Here is a 16,190-nt window from a genome sequence, read left to right as displayed (position 1 = left end):
TCGGCACCCCGCGCTGCCACCATTTACCGTCCTCCCCAGTCCGGTGTCTGAAATACCTCCACATGTTTTCCCGAGCCCGGAAACGCCACTAGGGACGAAAGTCCCCATCTTGGGCACCGGACTCCAGCCGGTTTGCGCTGCTGACTAAATACCCTTGTGCCCGCGACCTGCGGGTTCGACCATCGAACGATGAGTCAAACGTTGGGCGACCAGGCTGTGCTCGACCGAGCGGGTCTGCGCGGGCTGGTGGCCGCACTGCACGACCGCGGCTACCGCGTGGTGGGACCGGTTCGCCGCGACAACGCGATCGTGCTGGCCGAACTGGACTCCGCCGACGACCTGCCCTACGGCTGGGGCGTCGACACCGCACCCGGGCACTACCGGCTGCGCCGACGCGACGACGACGCCTGCTTCGGCCACTCGGCCGGTCCGCAGTCCTGGAAACAGTTCCTGCACCCACCCCGGCAGCGCATCTGGTCAGGCACCCCAGGCGGCGGAACAGACGGCACCGCGGCCGGTGCCGACACCGTGGACGGCGAGCCACTCGAACCGGCCTACGCCTTCCTCGGCGTGCGGGGCTGCGACCTCGCCGCGATCGCGACCCTGGACCGGGTGCTGGGCCGCGCCGCACACCCCGACACCGGGTTCCAGAACCGGCACCGGCGGCTCTTCGTGGTCGCCGTCAACTGCACCGAACCCGGCGGCCTGTGCTTCTGCGCCTCCATGGGCACCGGCCCCGACGTCGGCCCGGGCTACGACCTGGCGCTCACCGAACGCATCGACGGCGCCGACTGCCACTACCTGGTCGACGTCGGCAGCCCGGCGGGCGCCGATGTGCTCGCCGCGGTCTCGCACCGCACCGCGCGCCAAGACGAGATCGACGGTGCCCGAGCCGAAGTCGCCGCCGCCGCGCAGAAGATGGGACGGCAGATGCCGGACCGGGACCTGCGCAACCTGCTGGTGCAGTCCCGCGAATCGCCGCACTGGGAGGAGGTCGCCAGCCGCTGCCTGACATGTGGGAACTGCACCATGGTCTGCCCGACCTGCTTCTGCACCAGCACCGAGGACGTCTCCGACCTGACCGGACAGCACGCCGAACGATGGTTGAACTGGGCGTCCTGCTTCGAACTCGACTTCTCGCTGCTGCACGAGGGACCGGTGCGGCAGACCGGTGCGGCACGCTACCGCCAGTGGCTGACCCACAAACTCGGCACCTGGCACGACCAGTTCGGCACCTCCGGCTGCGTCGGCTGCGGCCGCTGCATCGCATGGTGTCCCACCGGCATCGACATCACCGAGGAGATGGCCACTTTCGCCACCCTGGCCGACCTGTCCCCGGCCGCCCAGACTCCGGACGACCATGACTGACACCGTGACAACGTCTGTGGCAGCACCTGTTTCGGCGATGGACCCGGTCCCGCACCGGGTCAGCTCCCGGGTGCAGGAGAACCGCGACACCGCGACGCTGGAACTCACGCCGGTGCGGCAACGGATCGCGACCCCGCAACCGGGGCAGTTCATGATGCTCTACGCCTTCGGCGTCGGCGAGGTCGCGATCTCGGTCAGCGGCCACCTGTCGAAGCCCGACGGCACCATCACCCACACCATCCGCGATGTCGGGGCCGTCAGCCACGCGCTGTACGCCGCCAGCCCGGGCGACATCATCGGTGTCCGAGGGCCTTTCGGAACCGGATGGAACCTGCACCGCGCCTGTGGGGGTGACGTCGTCATCGTCGCCGGCGGAGTCGGCCTGGCACCGCTGCGACCGGTGGTGCTCGACGTGCTGGCCGACCGGGAGGGGTACGGCCGCGTGGTGCTGATCGTCGGCGCCCGCGCGCGCAACGACTTCCTGTTCATCACTGAACTCGACGCATGGGCGCACGCAGGCCTGATCGAGGTCGACATGACGATCGATGTGCCCGTGCAGGGATGGACGGGGGAGACCGGGCTGGTGACCCAGCCGCTGCGGCGATTGACCCTCGACCCGCGGCACACCACGGCCTTCGTGTGTGGCCCGGAGGCCATGATGCGCAGCAGCGCCCAGGTGCTGCTGGAAAAGGGGCTGGCGCCCAACGCCATCCGGGTCTCGCTGGAACGCAACATGCAGTGCGGCGTGGGCTGGTGCGGGCACTGTCAACTGGGCCCGCTGCTGCTGTGCCGCGACGGCCCGGTGGTGGGCTGGGACGCCGCGGGACCGCTGCTGAGGGTGAGGGAGCTGTAGATGGCGAACCCGACCGTGGCCGTGTGGAAGTTCGCCTCGTGCGACGGCTGTCAGCTGACCCTGCTGGACTGCGAGGACGAACTGCTGACCCTGGCCGGGCAGGTCGACATCGCGACGTTCGCCGAAGCCTCGAGCGCGATGGTCGGCGGCCCGTACGACGTGTCGCTGGTGGAGGGTTCGGTCACCACCGCCGCCGACGAACGCCGCATCCACGAAATCCGGGACCAGTCAAAGACCCTCGTGGCCATCGGCGCCTGCGCGACCGCGGGCGGCATCCAGGCGCTGCGGAACTTCGCTGACGTGGCCGAGTTCGCGTCCATCGTCTACGCCCGACCGGACTACATCGACACCCTGGCCACCTCCACACCGGCGTCCGCCCACGTCACCGTCGACTACGAACTGCGCGGCTGCCCGATCGATCGCCACCAACTGCTCGACACCCTCTCCGCGCTCCTGATCGGACGCAAACCGCGGCTGCCGGCCGCGACGGTGTGCACCGAATGCAAACGGCGCGGCGTGACGTGTGTGACGGTGGCGGAGGGGATTCCGTGCCTGGGCCCGGTGACCCACGCCGGCTGCGGCGCGCTGTGTCCGTCGGTGCACCGCGGCTGCTACGGATGCTTCGGTCCCACCGCCACTCCCAACATGCCGGCCTTCATTCCGCTGCTGCGCCGCGACGGCATGTCCGAGGCCGACGTCGACCGCAGCTTCTCGACCTTCAACGTCACCCAGTTCACCGCCGAACGGTCAGCCGAATGACAAGTGGAGACCGCACATTGACCGTCGGCGCGCTCACCCGCGTCGAAGGCGAGGGCGCCCTGCACATCCGATTCAACGGCGCGGCCGTCGAACGAGTGGAGCTCAACATCTACGAGCCACCCCGGTTCTTCGAGGCGTTCCTGCGGGGCCGAGCCCACACCGAACCACCTGACATCACCGCCAGGATCTGTGGCATCTGCCCGGTCGCCTACCAGGTCAGTGCCTGCAACGCGCTCGAAGACGCCTGTGGGATCACCCTGGACCCGCGGTTGCAGGAGCTGCGCCGGCTGCTCTACTGCGGGGAGTGGATCCACAGCCACGTGCTGCACATCTGCCTGCTGCACGCCCCGGACTTCCTCGGCCATCCCGACGTGATCAGCCTGGCCCGCGAACACCCCGAGGCCGTCGAACGCGGTCTGGCGCTGAAGAAGGTCGGCAACCAGCTCATGGAACACCTCGGCGGGCGTGCGATCCACCCGGTCAACGTCCGGCTCGGCGGGTTCTACGCCGTGCCCGAGCGGGCCGACCTGCGGCCGCTGCGCGAACTGCTGCGGCGCGCCCTCGACGACGCACTGGCCACGGCGCAGTGGGTGTCGGGATTCGACTTTCCCGACCTGGAGGTCGACCACGAGTTTCTGGCGCTGAGCCGGCCGGACCGGTACGCGATCGAACAGGGCGTCATCGCGCGTAGCGCCGGAACCCCCTTCGCGGTGGCCGATTTCACCGATCACGTGGTTGAGGAGCAGGTGGCGCATTCGACCGCGCTGCAGTCCACTCTCGACGGCGGTCGTCACCTGACCGGACCGCTGGCCCGCTACTCGCTGAACTCGGCGCTGCTGTCTCCGCTGGTCCGCCAGGTCGCCGCCGAGGCCGGGCTTGGCGCGGAGTGTCGAAACCCGTTTCGCAGCATCGTCGTTCGGGCGGTCGAGGTGGTGTACGCGGTCGAAGAGGCGATCCGGATCATCGACGACTACCAGCGGCCGCCGCGGCCGTTCCAGGACGTGCCGGCGCGGGCCGGGGTGGGGCACGGTGTCAGCGAAGCACCCCGGGGGCTGCTGTATCACCGCTACGAGATCGGCGACGACGGGCTGATCCGCACCGCGCAGATCATCCCGCCGACCGCCCAGAACCAGGGCGCCATCGAGGATGACCTGCGGCGGCTGATCGATGGCAACGCCGACCTCGACGATGCGGCGCTGACGGCGTTGTGCGAGCGCGGCATTCGCAACCATGACCCGTGCATCTCCTGTGCCGCGCACTTCCTGACCCTGACGGTCGACCGCCGATGACACCGCGCGCGGTGGTGATCAGCCTGGGCAACGCCCATCGCCGCGACGACGGCGTCGGCCTCCTCATCGCCGACGACATCGCCCGGACCGCACCACCACAGGTCCGCGTGTTCGCGGGTGTGCGGGATCCCTCCGAGCTTCTGGACCTGTGGGTGGGGGCCGATTTGGCCGTGATCGTCGATGCGACCATGAGCCCAGCCGGGACACCCGGCCGGGTTCGGCGCGTGACCCCCGACGCCGTCGCGACCACACATACGACCAGTTCCCACGGCGTCGGCGTCGCCGCCGCCCTGCGACTGGGAGAGGTGCTGCGCCGCAACCCCTCCCGAGTGGTGCTCTACACCGTGGACGTCGCGGATTGCGGGCACGGAGTCGGACTGACCCCGGAGGTGGCGGCGGCGGTGCCGGTGGTGGCGGCGGCGATCATCGCCGAGACTAGGGCCACATTCGGGCCAAAAGAGCACTTTGGCCCCTGTTCTCGGGGGGACTCTGACCGTAGATTCGAGCCCGGGAGGGCACCATGAGCGAATTCATGCGCAGCAGCGATGCGTTCACCTGGGCGATGGAGAGCGATCCACGCCTGCGGTCGACGGTGGTCACCGTTCTGCTGCTGGAGAAGTCGCCGAACTGGGACCACGTCCGCGCCCGCATGGATCTGATCAGTCGCAGGCTGCCGATGTTCCGGCAGCGGGTCGTCGAGTCGGCGCTGCCGGGGTCCCTGCGGTGGGAGGACGCCCCGGACTTCGACCTCGACTTCCACATCCGGCATGTGGCGGCGCCCGCGCCCGGCACCCTCGACGGGGTGCTGGAACTGGCGAGGGTCGCCGCGATGGAGGACTTCGACCGGGCCCGCCCGCTGTGGAAGGTCACGCTGATCGACGGTCTCGACGACGGCCGGGCGGCGGTGCTGTGCAAATTCCACCACGCCCTCACTGACGGTGTCGGGGGCGTGCAGATCGGGATGATCATGTTCGACACCTCCGCGGAGTCCACGGACACCGAACCGCTGCTGCCCGCGAAGGTGGTGCCCGCGACCCCGTGGTGGGGTGAGTACCGCAGCGTGCTCGGTCACGACGTGAAGCTCACCGCGGCAACGATGGCGGGAGCACTGGCGGCGACCCCGGGACTGCTGTACCGCAGCGTCCGCCGACCGCGGGCTGCCGTCGGATCCGCGCTGGCGACCGCAGCGTCGGTCTACCGCACCGTGCGCCCGGTGACCCGCACCGGGTCCCCGCTGATGACGCAGCGTTCGCTGACCCGCCGCCTCGGCGTGCATCAGGTGCCCCTGGGTGCGCTGCGGGAGGCGGCGCACCGCAGCGGCGGTGCCCTCAACGACGCGTTCGTCGCCGGGTTGGCCGGGGGGCTGCGGATTTACCACGACAAGCACGGCGTCGCGGTGGGTGATCTGCACTTGACCATGCCGATCAGCCTGCGTGCCGAGGGCGACGCGATGGGCGGCAACCGGATCACGTTGATGCGCTTCGATGTTCCGGTCGGTGTCGCCGACCCGGCCGAGCGCATCGCTGCGATTCACCGGCAGACCGCCAAGGTGCGCCGGGAGCGGTCGCTGCCCTACACCGAGTGGATCGCGAGCGCGCTGAACCTGATGCCGCGCTGGTACATCGGCTCCATACTGCGCAACGTCGACTTCCTGGCCAGCGACGTCCCCGGCATTCCGGTGCCGGTGTTCCTCGGGGGCGCGAAGCTGGTGATGCAGTACGCGTTCGGCCCGACCGTCGGCGCGGCCGTCAACGTCACGCTGCTCAGCTACGTCGACACATGCTCGCTGGGCATCGACGTCGACACCGGCGCGATACCGGATTTCGACGTCTTCCACGAATGCCTGGTCGCGGGTTTCGACGAGGTGCTGGACCTGGCCGGGTGAGACGTCACAACCCCATTCGCTGCCGGATCCGGCCCACTGGCCCCTGCCCCTCAGCCGGCGGTCGACGGTCGGCGTACGGCCAGGGCTGATTGCGCTCCGGCACCGAGGCCGCCCGCACCTGCTTGAGCTGCATCCGAAGATGCGCACGCAGCTCATGCAGTGCCGGGTCAGCCCAACGGTTCTGGGCCTCGATGGGATCGGCGGTCAGGTCATACAGCTCCCACTGGTCATCCAGTGGGTCACTGCGATACGCCTCGCCGCCCAGGCCGTCGGCGGCCAGGTGTCGCACGCCGGGCTCGGTCCACGTCGCCGGATCGTCGAACGTGCGCACCAGCTTCCACAGATGCCCACAGCCGCCGGGCGCATCGGCATCCTCGACCCGCAGCACCAGGCCCTCGAAATTGGCGGCGACATGCGCGGGCACCTTGATCCGCAGCGGCGCAGGCGGATTGGTGTCGCGGCCAAGCTTGCGCGCCACACCGGACGCCCCGGTGTCGCCCTCGAGCACGTTGTCGCGCGTCATCAGATAGATGGGCCGGTGCTCGTCGGCGGACGCGCCGTCCACCACCGGCATCAGGTCACGGCCCGGCAGTGGGTGCACCTCGCTGAACGACGCGCGCAACTGCGCGGCCGCGGCCTCGACGTCGACACCCGCCGCGCCCAGCAGGGTCGGCACCAGGTCGACGTGCGAGGTGGGCGCTTCGACCTGCCGCGCGCTGGTCGCCTGGGACCCGATCCGGGCGATGACGAACGGCACCCGGGTCGCCTCGTCGTAGAGGTTGAACCACTTCTGGTGCAGGCCGCCGTGCGCGCCGAGCAGATCGCCGTGATCGGAAGTCCGCACCAGCACGGCGTTCTCGGAGCCGCCGTCGGTGACCGCGCGGCGCACCCGGTCCAGTGGTCCGTCGACCTCGGCGTGCAGCCGATAGTAGAAGTCGCGGTACTGCTGCGCCCTGCGGCGGTAGGTGCGTTCGACCACCGGCGCTGGGCCGTAGCCCGAGTAGTAGGCCTCGCGGAAGGCGATCTGCGCGGCGGGTTTACCGCGCAGATCCTCGTTCGCGGTCGGGGCTTCGGGGACGTGCGGCGGATCCGCGGGGGAGGGTGCCAGCGGCATGCGGCGCACCCACGCCGGAAACAGCACGATGTCATGCGGATTGACGAAACTGGCCACCAGCAGGAACGGCCGCAGCGCCGCCGGGTCGCCCGCGCGGCGGCGCGCGTAGCGGTCTTCCAGCCAGGCCACGATCCGGTCGGCGAACAGCGGGTCCCGCCGAAAACCGCTGTTGGACATGGCCGCTCCGTGCGGCTCCGGTCCCACCCACCCGGAGAAGCCGAACGGCCCCAGCGGGTCGGCATCCAGATACGCCTGCACCGCTTGTGCGTCCACCACGCCGTCGTCGTCGTTGGTGGCCAGCGGCTGTCCGGTCTTGGGGTCGGTGAGGTCGGCGTGCGAGATGTGCCATTTGCCGTCGTAGTGCGTGTCATAGCCGGCCGCGCGGAACCAGTTGCCCAGCGTCGGCACCTCGCCGCGGCGCAGCCACCGCAGCCGCGAATCGTCGTAGCGTTTACCGATGCCGTCGGTCTGGGTGACGCCGTGCAGGTCCGGGTACTGGCCGGTGAACAGCGTGGGACGGCTCGGCACGCACGCCAGCGACCCGGTGTAGTGCCGGGTGAAGCTGACACCGTGCTCGTCGAACCAGCGCCGCCCGGCCAACGTGCGCTGCCGCCAGGCCAGCACCTCGGGGGACTCGTAGGGCGGGATGGCCCGCTCCTCGTCGGTCATCACGATGATGATGTCGGGTCGATCGGTCATGCTTTCGCTCCCATCGTGCGGGCCAACCCGGCCAGCATGGTCTCCGACTTGCGTGCCATACCCCGCACGGCGATCCGCTCGACGAGCCGCGCCAGCGGTCCGGTTCCGGCCTCGACGCTGCTGGTGACCGTCACCTTCGTGCGATCGCCCACCGGTTCCAGCGTCCACCGGTTACTCACCGCGCCCATCTGCCGAGGCAGGCCTTCGACGGCGTACGCCAGGGTGCGCTGTGGTTCGACGTCGGTGATGCGCTCGACGACGGTGTTGCGGCCGAACTGGATGCGGCGGGTGGTGCCCAGCATCTCGGGGCGGGCGTTGAGCACACACGAGTGGTCGACCCCGGCCCACGCGCTGATCGCCCCGAAGTCGGCCAGCACCTCCCAGATGGCCGGCACCGTCGCGGGAATCACCAGGCTGCGGCTTGCGAGTGACACACCGCCATCCAACACGATGCCCGGCGCCGCGACGGCGAATCGGCGTCGGCGGGCCCGTCGTGTCCGTAGGCTGGCCGATGTCGTATCGGCCACGGGGGAGGTTCGTCGACATGGCAGAGAAGTACCGGGTGGCGCACGTCGGCACCGGTTACACCGGATCGATCGCGCTGCGGCAGATTCTGCGCTCGCCTCGGCTGGAACTGGTCGGGCATCTCGTCACCACCCCGGGCAAGGAGGGTCGCGACTCCGGTGAACTGGTGGGTGCACCGCCGGCCGGAGTCATCGCGACCGACAGCCTGGAGGACTTCCTGGCCCTCGACGCGGACTGCGTGACGTACTTCGGCGCGACCTCCGAACGGTCGCCGGACGATGTCGTCGACCAGCTGTGCACGATGCTGGCCAGCGGGACCAACATCGTCACGCCGTCCTATCACGCGCTGTTCCATCCGGCGTCCTTGGACGACGAGTCACAGCAGAGGCTGTCGGAGGCCTGCGCGCGGGGCCGGTCCTCGATCTTCGCCACCGGCATCGCGCCGGGATTCGCGACCGACATGCTGGCCGTGCACGCGGCCAGCATGAGCGCGCTGCCAACCAAAGTCACAGTGGCAGAGCGGATCCTCTGCGGGGCGTACAACGTACCGGGGTTCTTCGCGATGCTCGGGTTCGGCCGCACCCCCGAGCAGGACGCGCAGGTGTATCCGCCGGGCGCGATGGTCGCGGCTTTCGGCACGCCGATGCGTCTGCTGGCCGCAGGCATCGGGCTGCAGCTGGACAGCGTGGAGGAGCGTCGAGATGTCGCGGTGACCGACCGGGACCGACGATTCGAGGTTGGTGACATCCCGGCCGGCACCATCGGCAGTGTCCGAATGACGTTCAGCGGCCTCGTGGACGGGCGGGTGCGCGTGCAGTTCTCGTCGGTCTGGTCGATGGTCGACGAGGCGATCGAGGACTGGGCTCCGATGATCCCGCCCGGCTCCGATGTCCGCCGGCTCACCCGCATCTCCGTCGATGGTGAGCCACCGGTGGAGGTCGACTTCGCGCTCAAGGGCGGTCAGCTTCCCGGCTCAGTGGCCACCGCGGCCCGCGTGATCAACGCCGTCCCCGCGGTGTGTGCGGCCGAACCGGGCATCCTGAGCGGACTCGATCTGATGGTCACGGGGCAGGCCGGGGCGTGACGATCACCAACGACGCGCACCGGCTCTGGGGCACCCCACTCACCGGGCCGGACACTGCTCGCTGTCCTTGCGCACCACGCCGAACGTGACCGCGGTGCTCTCGGTGAACGTCGCCCCGGGCGGCGGGGTGGAACTGCACACCACCCAAGCGCGGTCGTTGATCTGCATCCGGTCCTGGCCGGTCAGATCGACCGAGTCGCTGAACCACACCTTGTCGTCGGTCAGCGACTGAATGGCGTCCTGCGCGCCCTGGAGATCCGAGCCGATCAGATTCGGCATCGTCCACGAATCGGCCGCCGCGACCGGTGCCAGCGCGAGCGCGCCCCCGAACACCATCGCCGCGACCACCGACATCGACTGAACCCTCATGATTCCCCCTCCATTACGTGCGGCCCCTCGGCCTGCTCGATGCATGATGACAGGCCACACCGACAAGTCCTCGCGTCCATTGTCGACCCCATCGGTTACCGTGCCCGAAAGCAGATTCGCTCACGGGGGAGCATGCATGACCGTCACAACCAACGAACCGCCTCGGTTGGCCAACGCCGCCGAACGTCGCACCTGGCAGGCGCTTGTCGATCAGCTCGCGCCGAATGACCTTGTCGTGCCAGGGCAGCGGGTCACCGACCACCTCAAGGACCACGAGGTCGACTTCGTCGTCGGGCTCGAGGGTGCCGGCATCGTGTGCCTGGAGGTCAAGGGCGGTGAGGTGTGGCACGACGGCGAGGGCTGGCGACAGATCCGCGGCGGCCGTCAGTTCACCATCGAGCCGGTCCGCCAGGCCCGCGAAGCATGTTATGCGCTGCGGGATTTCGTCGAGAAAGATCCCCGCTGGACGCAGGGCAGGCTGCGTTGGGACCACGTCGTCGTGCTGCCCAACACCGAGCTGCCCGAGGACTTCGGCCTTCCCGAGTGCCCGCGCTGGAAGGTCATCGACCGCAACGATCTGCCGACCCTCGTCGAGAAGCTGCGCGACCTGCTTCTCAGGCAGAAACTCGACCGCCCGCTGCTGACCCGTGACGGCATCGACCAACTCGGGACCGCGCTCAGCGGCCGGGGACTGCCGCAACGCGACGTCGTCGCCCGCGCCCTGGCCAACGAGGACGCCGCCGACGCGCTCACCGAACACCAGGCCGTCATCCTCAACGCGGCCCGCCTGCTCACCCGGATCGAGGTGCGCGGCGGCGCGGGCAGCGGCAAGACCTTCCTGGCGATGGAGCAGGCCCGCCGGTTGGCGCAGCGCGGTGAGCGGGTCGCGCTGGTCTGCTATTCGCACGGGCTGGCGTCGTACCTGGAGCGCATCACCGCGACCTGGCCCCGCCGTCAGCAGCCCGCCTACGTCGGCGAGTTCCATGCCCTCGGCGTGCAGTGGGGTGCACCGGAAGGGCCCGACGAGGCGCTGCGCAACGAGCAGACCGTGCAGTTCTGGGAGCACGACCTGCCCAGCCAAATGGCAGATCTGGCAGCACAACTCGAGCCCGGCCAGCGCTTCGACTCGGTGGTGGTCGACGAGTCGCAGGACTTCGCCGACGCGTGGTGGGACCCGCTGCTCGGCGCGCTGCGCGACCCGTTGGAGGGTGGGTTGTATGTGTTCAGCGACGAGGGCCAGCGGGTGTTCAACCGGCACGGCTCACCGCCGGTGGCGCTGGTGCCGCTGATCCTCGACCACAACCTGCGCAACACCCGCCAAATCGCCAACGCCTTTCAGCCGCTGGTCGATCACCCGATGCGGTTCCTGGGCGGGGAGGGGCCTGCGGTGAAGTTCGTCGCCTGCGACCGGGACGAGGCCCTGGGCGTCGGTGACGATCAGGTCGAGCTGCTGTTCGACGAGGGGTGGCGTCCCGAGGACATCGCGCTGCTGACCACCGGCAGTCGCCACCCCGAACAGGCCGAACGTCAACGCGAGGGCAACAAGGCCTACTGGGACACGTTCTGGGACACCGACCAGGTGTTCTACGGACATGTCCTGGGGTTCAAGGGTCTGGAACGGCGCTGCGTGGTGCTGGTGGTCAACGAGCAGAGCCGATTCGACCGGTCCCGGGAACGGCTCTACGTCGGATTGTCCCGTGCGCGTGACCAACTCGTGGTGTGCGGTGACCCGGAGTTCATCCGTGAAGTCGGGGGAGCAGACCTGGCCCGGCGCCTGGGGATCTGAGCGGCGACGGGCCAGGCACTGCGGATCTCAGTCCAGCTGAACGATCGTGACGGTTCCGGTTGTGGGGTTGGTGACGGCAAAGCGTCCATTCGACAGTGCCGACACGTGTCCGGGCCCGGTGTGGATCGTGTCGATCACGTTCATCCCGTAGTAGTGCTCCATGATTTCGATGACCGTGACGGTGCCCGCCGCGTCGTCGACCAGGTAACCACGGGTGCCGTCCTCACTGATGGCAATGCTGCTCACGGCGCCTGGCAATTCCAGCTCAGTCGAGTACCACGTATCGTCGTACTTCTTCAGATACGTGATGCCGTCGTAGGTGACCGTCACGAAGGTTGAGTTCCCATGGGTGGCGAGCTTGCCCACGAGACCGCCATCGAAGTCGACGACCTCGATCACCTCAACACTGATGCGCGAACTCGGTGCGTCGCTCAGCGCCGCCCGCGAGCCGAGGTTGAACCCCACCTGAAGGAATGACATCGCGTATGGACTCGTCGCGGCGACAGTGTTGGTTGACCCGACCACCACGACCTCCTTGAAGGCGGCGTCCGCCGTAAAGACCTCAACCCCGTTGACGATCACCGGGAAATCGTTCATCCCTTGTACGGTCAGTTGTGACCCGGAGGTGGTGACCAGGGCTCCACCGGTAGTGAGGTTCCCGCCGACCAAAGTCAGCGAGGTCGGTGTCTCATTCAGGGTGATACCCGTTCCGGTCAGCTGCAACTGCGAGCCGACGATGGCGCCGGTGCTGATCGTGAGATCCGGGTTGAGCACCAGCAAGTCGCTAGAACCTGCCGGCGGCGGGTACACGAGTGAACCCGACGTCAGATCGATGGTCTGGCTGGTGGATGGCCCGGGGATATACAACGAACCGGTGTTCAGGGTCACCAGCAGCTGTCCCTCGGGCAGTTCAATTGTCGCCGGCGGGGCAGGTGGGGTCACCACGATCGATGGCAGATAGATGATCTGAATGTCGACGACGATGGGAGTCGGCGCGGGAATCGTGACCTCGACGGGCAGCGTGGTGGTGGCCCGTCCATCATCCGCAGTGATGGCGAACGAGACGGCAGTCTCCGACGCGGGTAGGGCCGGGTCCGGTGTGAGCTTCCACTGCCAGGTGTCACCGTCGACGTGGTCAATGGTGACGGTGCCGAGTTGTGGGTCCGGTTGTGTGACAGTCACTGTGGGAAGCGTTGCGCCATCGTCGGTGATTCGGACGGTACCGGTGATCACTCCGCCGTTCGCTGGGACATGTGTTCCGATCAGCTCGATGACGGGAGCCTCGTTGACCGGCGTGGCATCGAGATCGACCCTGACGACGGTGGCGTGGCCGCCGAACGGCTTGAGGAATCCGAGCAGGCCGTGCAGATGGAATCCCTTGTCGACGACCGCGACTCGGAAGGTGTCCGGTCCGCCGAGGGTGCCGTCCGGTCGCACGGTGGCGGTGTAGGTGAACGAACCGTCGGCGTGCAGTTCGACGGTGCCGTTCGTCGGATCCTCGACCACCCGGTACTCCAGCCGGTCGCCATCCTTATCGTGACCGACGACCTGTCCGGTGACGACGCCCGTCACCGACGGGTCCACCAGGGTGACCGTCGCGGTGGGTGTGGAGTTGAAGAAGAAGCTGTTGACCCGGCGCAGTGCCACCCAGGCGAGTTCGACGAGCTTGGTGATCGGCGACGCGGGGGCGCCCGGTGCCGCGGTCGGGCCCAGGCCGACCAACGCCAACAGGCCACTCACGATGCGCGCCGGCACCGCGATGACCGCAGCGATGGGCGACAGCTTCGGGCTGCTGGTCACGGTGATCGGGTCGGAGGTGGTCTGAGTCTGCGCGGTGGCCTGCGGCACCGCCGAATACACCGCAGGCGCCACGGTGTTCACCGTGAGGGCCGAGAACCTTTCGCTCAGCACCCGCGCCGCGCTGCCGGGGTCGGTGCCTCTCATTCTGGCGAGGTCGGCGCGCCGTGTCGCCAGAGTGGATGCCGTGACGGCCGTCCGGTCGCCGAGGGCGAGCTCCATCACGGTTGCCGGGTCGGGACTCGGCGCCGATGTGTCGATCGGCGCAGTGTTCGGTTCGGCGTCCGGAATCTCGAGATCGGGCTCAGGCGCAGGGGATGCGGGACTGCCGGTGTCCCCGCCCGGAGTCGTTGTGCCCGAGCCGGAGTCCGCCGGCTGCGTGGGCTCGGCGTCGGTGGCCGCTGTCGCACGCGTGAGTGCCAGGCGGATGTCCTCACGGAGCTTCAGTCGCCGTGGTGACAGGTCGCGAGGCGAGGGTCGAGTCGTTTCGGTCGATTCTGTGGCATCGCGGGTGCGCAGGCGACTCGTGACGCTGCGCTTCTGCTCGTCACCCGGCGATGCGTCTGGGGGAGTGGATGATTCGGTATCCGATGATCGCGACGATGCCGTCGAACCCGGAGATCCGGTGTCGGTGGAATCGGTCTCGGCGTTAGCCACGCCCTGGCCGCTTGACACCGCGATACCCAGTCCGACAGCCAGAGTCAGGCCACTCAATCGCGAAACGTTCTTTGCACCCTCCATGAGCACATCTCCAGGTGGAGTAAGGGGACACTCCTGCGTCCGAAGGTCCGGCCGGGCCTCCAAGCCGGAATATGTCAGATCGGTCACTGTCTGACGTGAGTTTGCTGAAAGTCGTCCGCGGCAAAGGCTGCCGGAGTTACTGTGAATCACCTGTGTGACACGAAAGGTTAATTAGCGCAACTAGTCAAGGCGTGTGGAGGTGCACGTCAAGGCGTTGTGCGGCCGTTGAGCATATGCACACCGGAGGCGGTGGCCTGCCTCGGGGTCGAGGATCGTGACGGTCTGGGGGTCTGGAAGCGTCGTCGGTAACCCGGTTTCGGTGTTAGCGGTGCCGGGCGGATGGACATCGCACTGACGAGGCGGTTCGAGACCATCCACGGTTGTTCCGAGCCCAAAACCGTTGGCGGAGAATCAGATGTGTCGTAATGCACCGGTAGAATGGGGGTGGTCAAACACACCGGGGGGTTGCTTGTCGTCGTCACTCATCCAATGGCCGGTCTGCGGCAGGTGCCGTGCGGTCGCACACTTTTCGTGGCTGGGCGGTGCACATGATTGTGAGGGAGGGCCGGATACCGCGAGGTGCACGGTCAGCTTTGACGAGCCGGAGCCGGAGCCGGAGCCGGAGCCGGGATTCATCACTAATGTGCTGATGGAGTTGGTCGTCAGCGGCTGGGAGCTTGCGCACCTCGCACGTTTCATGGAGCGGGTCCATGACGATGACGAGGTGCACCGCGTTCGTGTCATCGTGCGAACCACAGGAACCCTGGAGTTCTTCGGCGGTCCGTGGATGTACAGCGCCGAAATCGGCTGCCACGACTACAACTGGGACGGCGAAGACTGAGCCGTGACACGCACATGACTGCTTGACTGGGGGCATGGCAGAGCGAGGCCGGTTCCGGCTGCCGTTTGCGGGCCACCCCAAGCTGCGGCTGCTCATCGCTGCGGTGCTCGGGGGCGCCGCCATCGCCGGCGCAGCGGCCCGCATATGGCACTGGGCGGTATTGCTGTTCGGCTGGGATGTCCTCGCCGTGACATACATGGTGTTGACCTGGGGCTCGCTGTGGACGATGACACCGGAGGAGACCGCCGAGCATGCGGGAGGTGAGGAGCCGCCCGTCGACCTGGTGTTCGCACTCGTCGGGACCGGAGCGGTGGCCAGCCTTGCCGGTGTCGGAATGCTGCTGGCGAACTCCGGGCCGGGGCACTCCAGGGCCGCGGCGGAGTGGGTGGCCGTGGCCAGCGTAGTGATCTCCTGGTTCGCGATTCACACGCTCTACGCACTCACCTACGCCAAGCTGTACTTCAGCGGCGAGCCCGCAGGGATCGACTTCAACAGCGCCACCAAACCGGACCGGCCGCAGTACAGCGACTTCGCCTATGTCGCCTACGCGGTGGGCGTGAGCTTCGCGATCTCCGACACCAACCTGACCACGGCGGCGATGCGCAAGGCCGCCCTGACCCACGCCCTGCTGTCCTACCTGTTCGGTGCGGTGATCATCGGCTCGGTGATCAACCTGATCGTGTCGGGCTGAAGCCAGGCGGGCGCCCAGAAGAGCCTGCCGAACACAAAGTCCCAGGTGGGCTGTTCAGGAGCCTCTTCTGAGCGCGGGGGAACTAGGGCAGCGGGGGCTCCGGTGCCGTAGTTCTGAACTCCTCTCCCGATCCAGCGGCCACCTGCCAGCCCACCGACTTCGCCCGTGCCAGGCCAGTCCGGCTGGATGACCGGCGCTGAATCACCGCATGAACGAGTGTTGCTGCATCCCGCGCCAACTCCCGCTTCATCATCAGGTAGCCGACCAAACCCGGTAGGCCGATCGCCACCACCAGGACGAACCCCAGCGTCCCCACCGTGCCGTGCTCCAGCACCCGGAGGGCGACGGGCGAGGCGAAGGTAGAAGCCAGGGCGATCGAGACCCCCGAG

General features: G+C 68.2%; 15 protein-coding genes. 10 read left to right on the top strand and 5 right to left on the bottom strand.

Features of this window, described 5'->3' with window-relative positions; translation table 11 throughout:
- Positions 1 to 189: 189 nt before the first annotated feature.
- The 6 genes from A5727_RS01030 to A5727_RS01005 are packed head-to-tail and all read left to right on the top strand — an operon-like array spanning position 190 to position 6,154.
- Positions 190 to 1,368, top strand: a complete 1,179-nt coding sequence (locus A5727_RS01030) for a 4Fe-4S dicluster domain-containing protein (RefSeq protein WP_068243149.1) — start codon at positions 190 to 192, stop codon at positions 1,366 to 1,368.
- On the top strand, positions 1,361 to 2,221 hold the full coding sequence (locus tag A5727_RS01025; protein WP_068243045.1) for an FAD/NAD(P)-binding protein: 861 nt from the start codon (positions 1,361 to 1,363) through the stop codon (positions 2,219 to 2,221). Before A5727_RS01030 ends, A5727_RS01025 begins: the two co-directional genes overlap by 8 nt.
- On the top strand, positions 2,222 to 2,980 hold the full coding sequence (locus A5727_RS01020; RefSeq protein ID WP_068243042.1) for an NADH-quinone oxidoreductase subunit B family protein: 759 nt from the start codon (positions 2,222 to 2,224) through the stop codon (positions 2,978 to 2,980).
- Positions 2,977 to 4,269, top strand: a complete 1,293-nt coding sequence (locus A5727_RS01015) for a Ni/Fe hydrogenase subunit alpha (protein WP_068243039.1) — start codon at positions 2,977 to 2,979, stop codon at positions 4,267 to 4,269. The genes A5727_RS01020 and A5727_RS01015 overlap by 4 nt, the downstream gene beginning before the upstream one ends.
- Complete coding sequence (locus tag A5727_RS01010; RefSeq protein ID WP_068243036.1) at positions 4,266 to 4,793, top strand: hydrogenase maturation protease; 528 nt, start codon at positions 4,266 to 4,268, stop codon at positions 4,791 to 4,793. Before A5727_RS01015 ends, A5727_RS01010 begins: the two co-directional genes overlap by 4 nt.
- Positions 4,790 to 6,154, top strand: coding sequence for a wax ester/triacylglycerol synthase domain-containing protein (locus A5727_RS01005; protein WP_068243033.1), 1,365 nt, complete (start codon positions 4,790 to 4,792; stop codon positions 6,152 to 6,154). The genes A5727_RS01010 and A5727_RS01005 overlap by 4 nt, the downstream gene beginning before the upstream one ends.
- A 4-nt stretch (positions 6,155 to 6,158) precedes the next feature.
- On the opposite strand, the gene A5727_RS01000 is transcribed toward A5727_RS01005, so the two are convergent.
- Together A5727_RS01000 and A5727_RS00995 are read right to left on the bottom strand one after the other, a co-directional pair.
- Complete coding sequence (locus A5727_RS01000) at positions 6,159 to 7,967, bottom strand: sulfatase family protein (protein ID WP_068243031.1); 1,809 nt, start codon at positions 7,965 to 7,967, stop codon at positions 6,159 to 6,161.
- Positions 7,964 to 8,419 (bottom strand): SRPBCC family protein, encoded by a 456-nt coding sequence (locus A5727_RS00995; protein WP_082949523.1) that lies wholly within the window; start codon positions 8,417 to 8,419, stop codon positions 7,964 to 7,966. The genes A5727_RS01000 and A5727_RS00995 overlap by 4 nt, the downstream gene beginning before the upstream one ends.
- A gap of 92 nt (positions 8,420 to 8,511) precedes the next feature.
- On the opposite strand from A5727_RS00995, the gene A5727_RS00990 reads away from it, so the two are divergent.
- Complete coding sequence (locus A5727_RS00990) at positions 8,512 to 9,576, top strand: NAD(P)H-dependent amine dehydrogenase family protein (RefSeq protein WP_068243025.1); 1,065 nt, start codon at positions 8,512 to 8,514, stop codon at positions 9,574 to 9,576.
- 39 nt (positions 9,577 to 9,615) lie between these two features.
- Here the strand turns inward: A5727_RS00990 and A5727_RS00985 are convergent, their stop codons facing one another.
- Entirely contained in the window at positions 9,616 to 9,945 is a 330-nt protein-coding gene (locus tag A5727_RS00985) for a hypothetical protein (RefSeq protein WP_068243022.1), read from the bottom strand.
- A 136-nt stretch (positions 9,946 to 10,081) separates the two neighbouring features.
- On the opposite strand from A5727_RS00985, the gene A5727_RS00980 reads away from it, so the two are divergent.
- The gene (locus A5727_RS00980; protein ID WP_068243018.1) at positions 10,082 to 11,731 is read left to right on the top strand and encodes an ATP-binding domain-containing protein; all 1,650 of its coding nucleotides are present in this window, start codon (positions 10,082 to 10,084) and stop codon (positions 11,729 to 11,731) included.
- A gap of 27 nt (positions 11,732 to 11,758) precedes the next feature.
- Here A5727_RS00980 and A5727_RS00975 read toward each other — a convergent pair whose 3' ends face one another.
- On the bottom strand, positions 11,759 to 14,242 hold the full coding sequence (locus A5727_RS00975; RefSeq protein WP_197507543.1) for an Ig-like domain-containing protein: 2,484 nt from the start codon (positions 14,240 to 14,242) through the stop codon (positions 11,759 to 11,761).
- Between the two features lie 676 nt (positions 14,243 to 14,918).
- Here A5727_RS00975 and A5727_RS00970 point away from each other — a divergent pair.
- On the top strand, positions 14,919 to 15,110 hold the full coding sequence (locus A5727_RS00970) for a hypothetical protein (RefSeq protein ID WP_157521152.1): 192 nt from the start codon (positions 14,919 to 14,921) through the stop codon (positions 15,108 to 15,110).
- 34 nt (positions 15,111 to 15,144) lie between these two features.
- Positions 15,145 to 15,801, top strand: a complete 657-nt coding sequence (locus A5727_RS00965) for a DUF1345 domain-containing protein (protein ID WP_068243008.1) — start codon at positions 15,145 to 15,147, stop codon at positions 15,799 to 15,801.
- A gap of 82 nt (positions 15,802 to 15,883) precedes the next feature.
- On the opposite strand, the gene A5727_RS27740 is transcribed toward A5727_RS00965, so the two are convergent.
- On the bottom strand, positions 15,884 to 16,190 hold a 307-nt coding region (locus A5727_RS27740), incomplete at its 5' end, for an EDR2 domain-containing protein (RefSeq protein ID WP_197507542.1).

The organism is Mycobacterium sp. ACS4331, from assembly GCF_001667265.1.
Classification (GTDB): Bacteria; Actinomycetota; Actinomycetes; order Mycobacteriales; family Mycobacteriaceae; genus Mycobacterium.
This window is presented reverse-complemented; position numbering and strand designations above follow the sequence as displayed.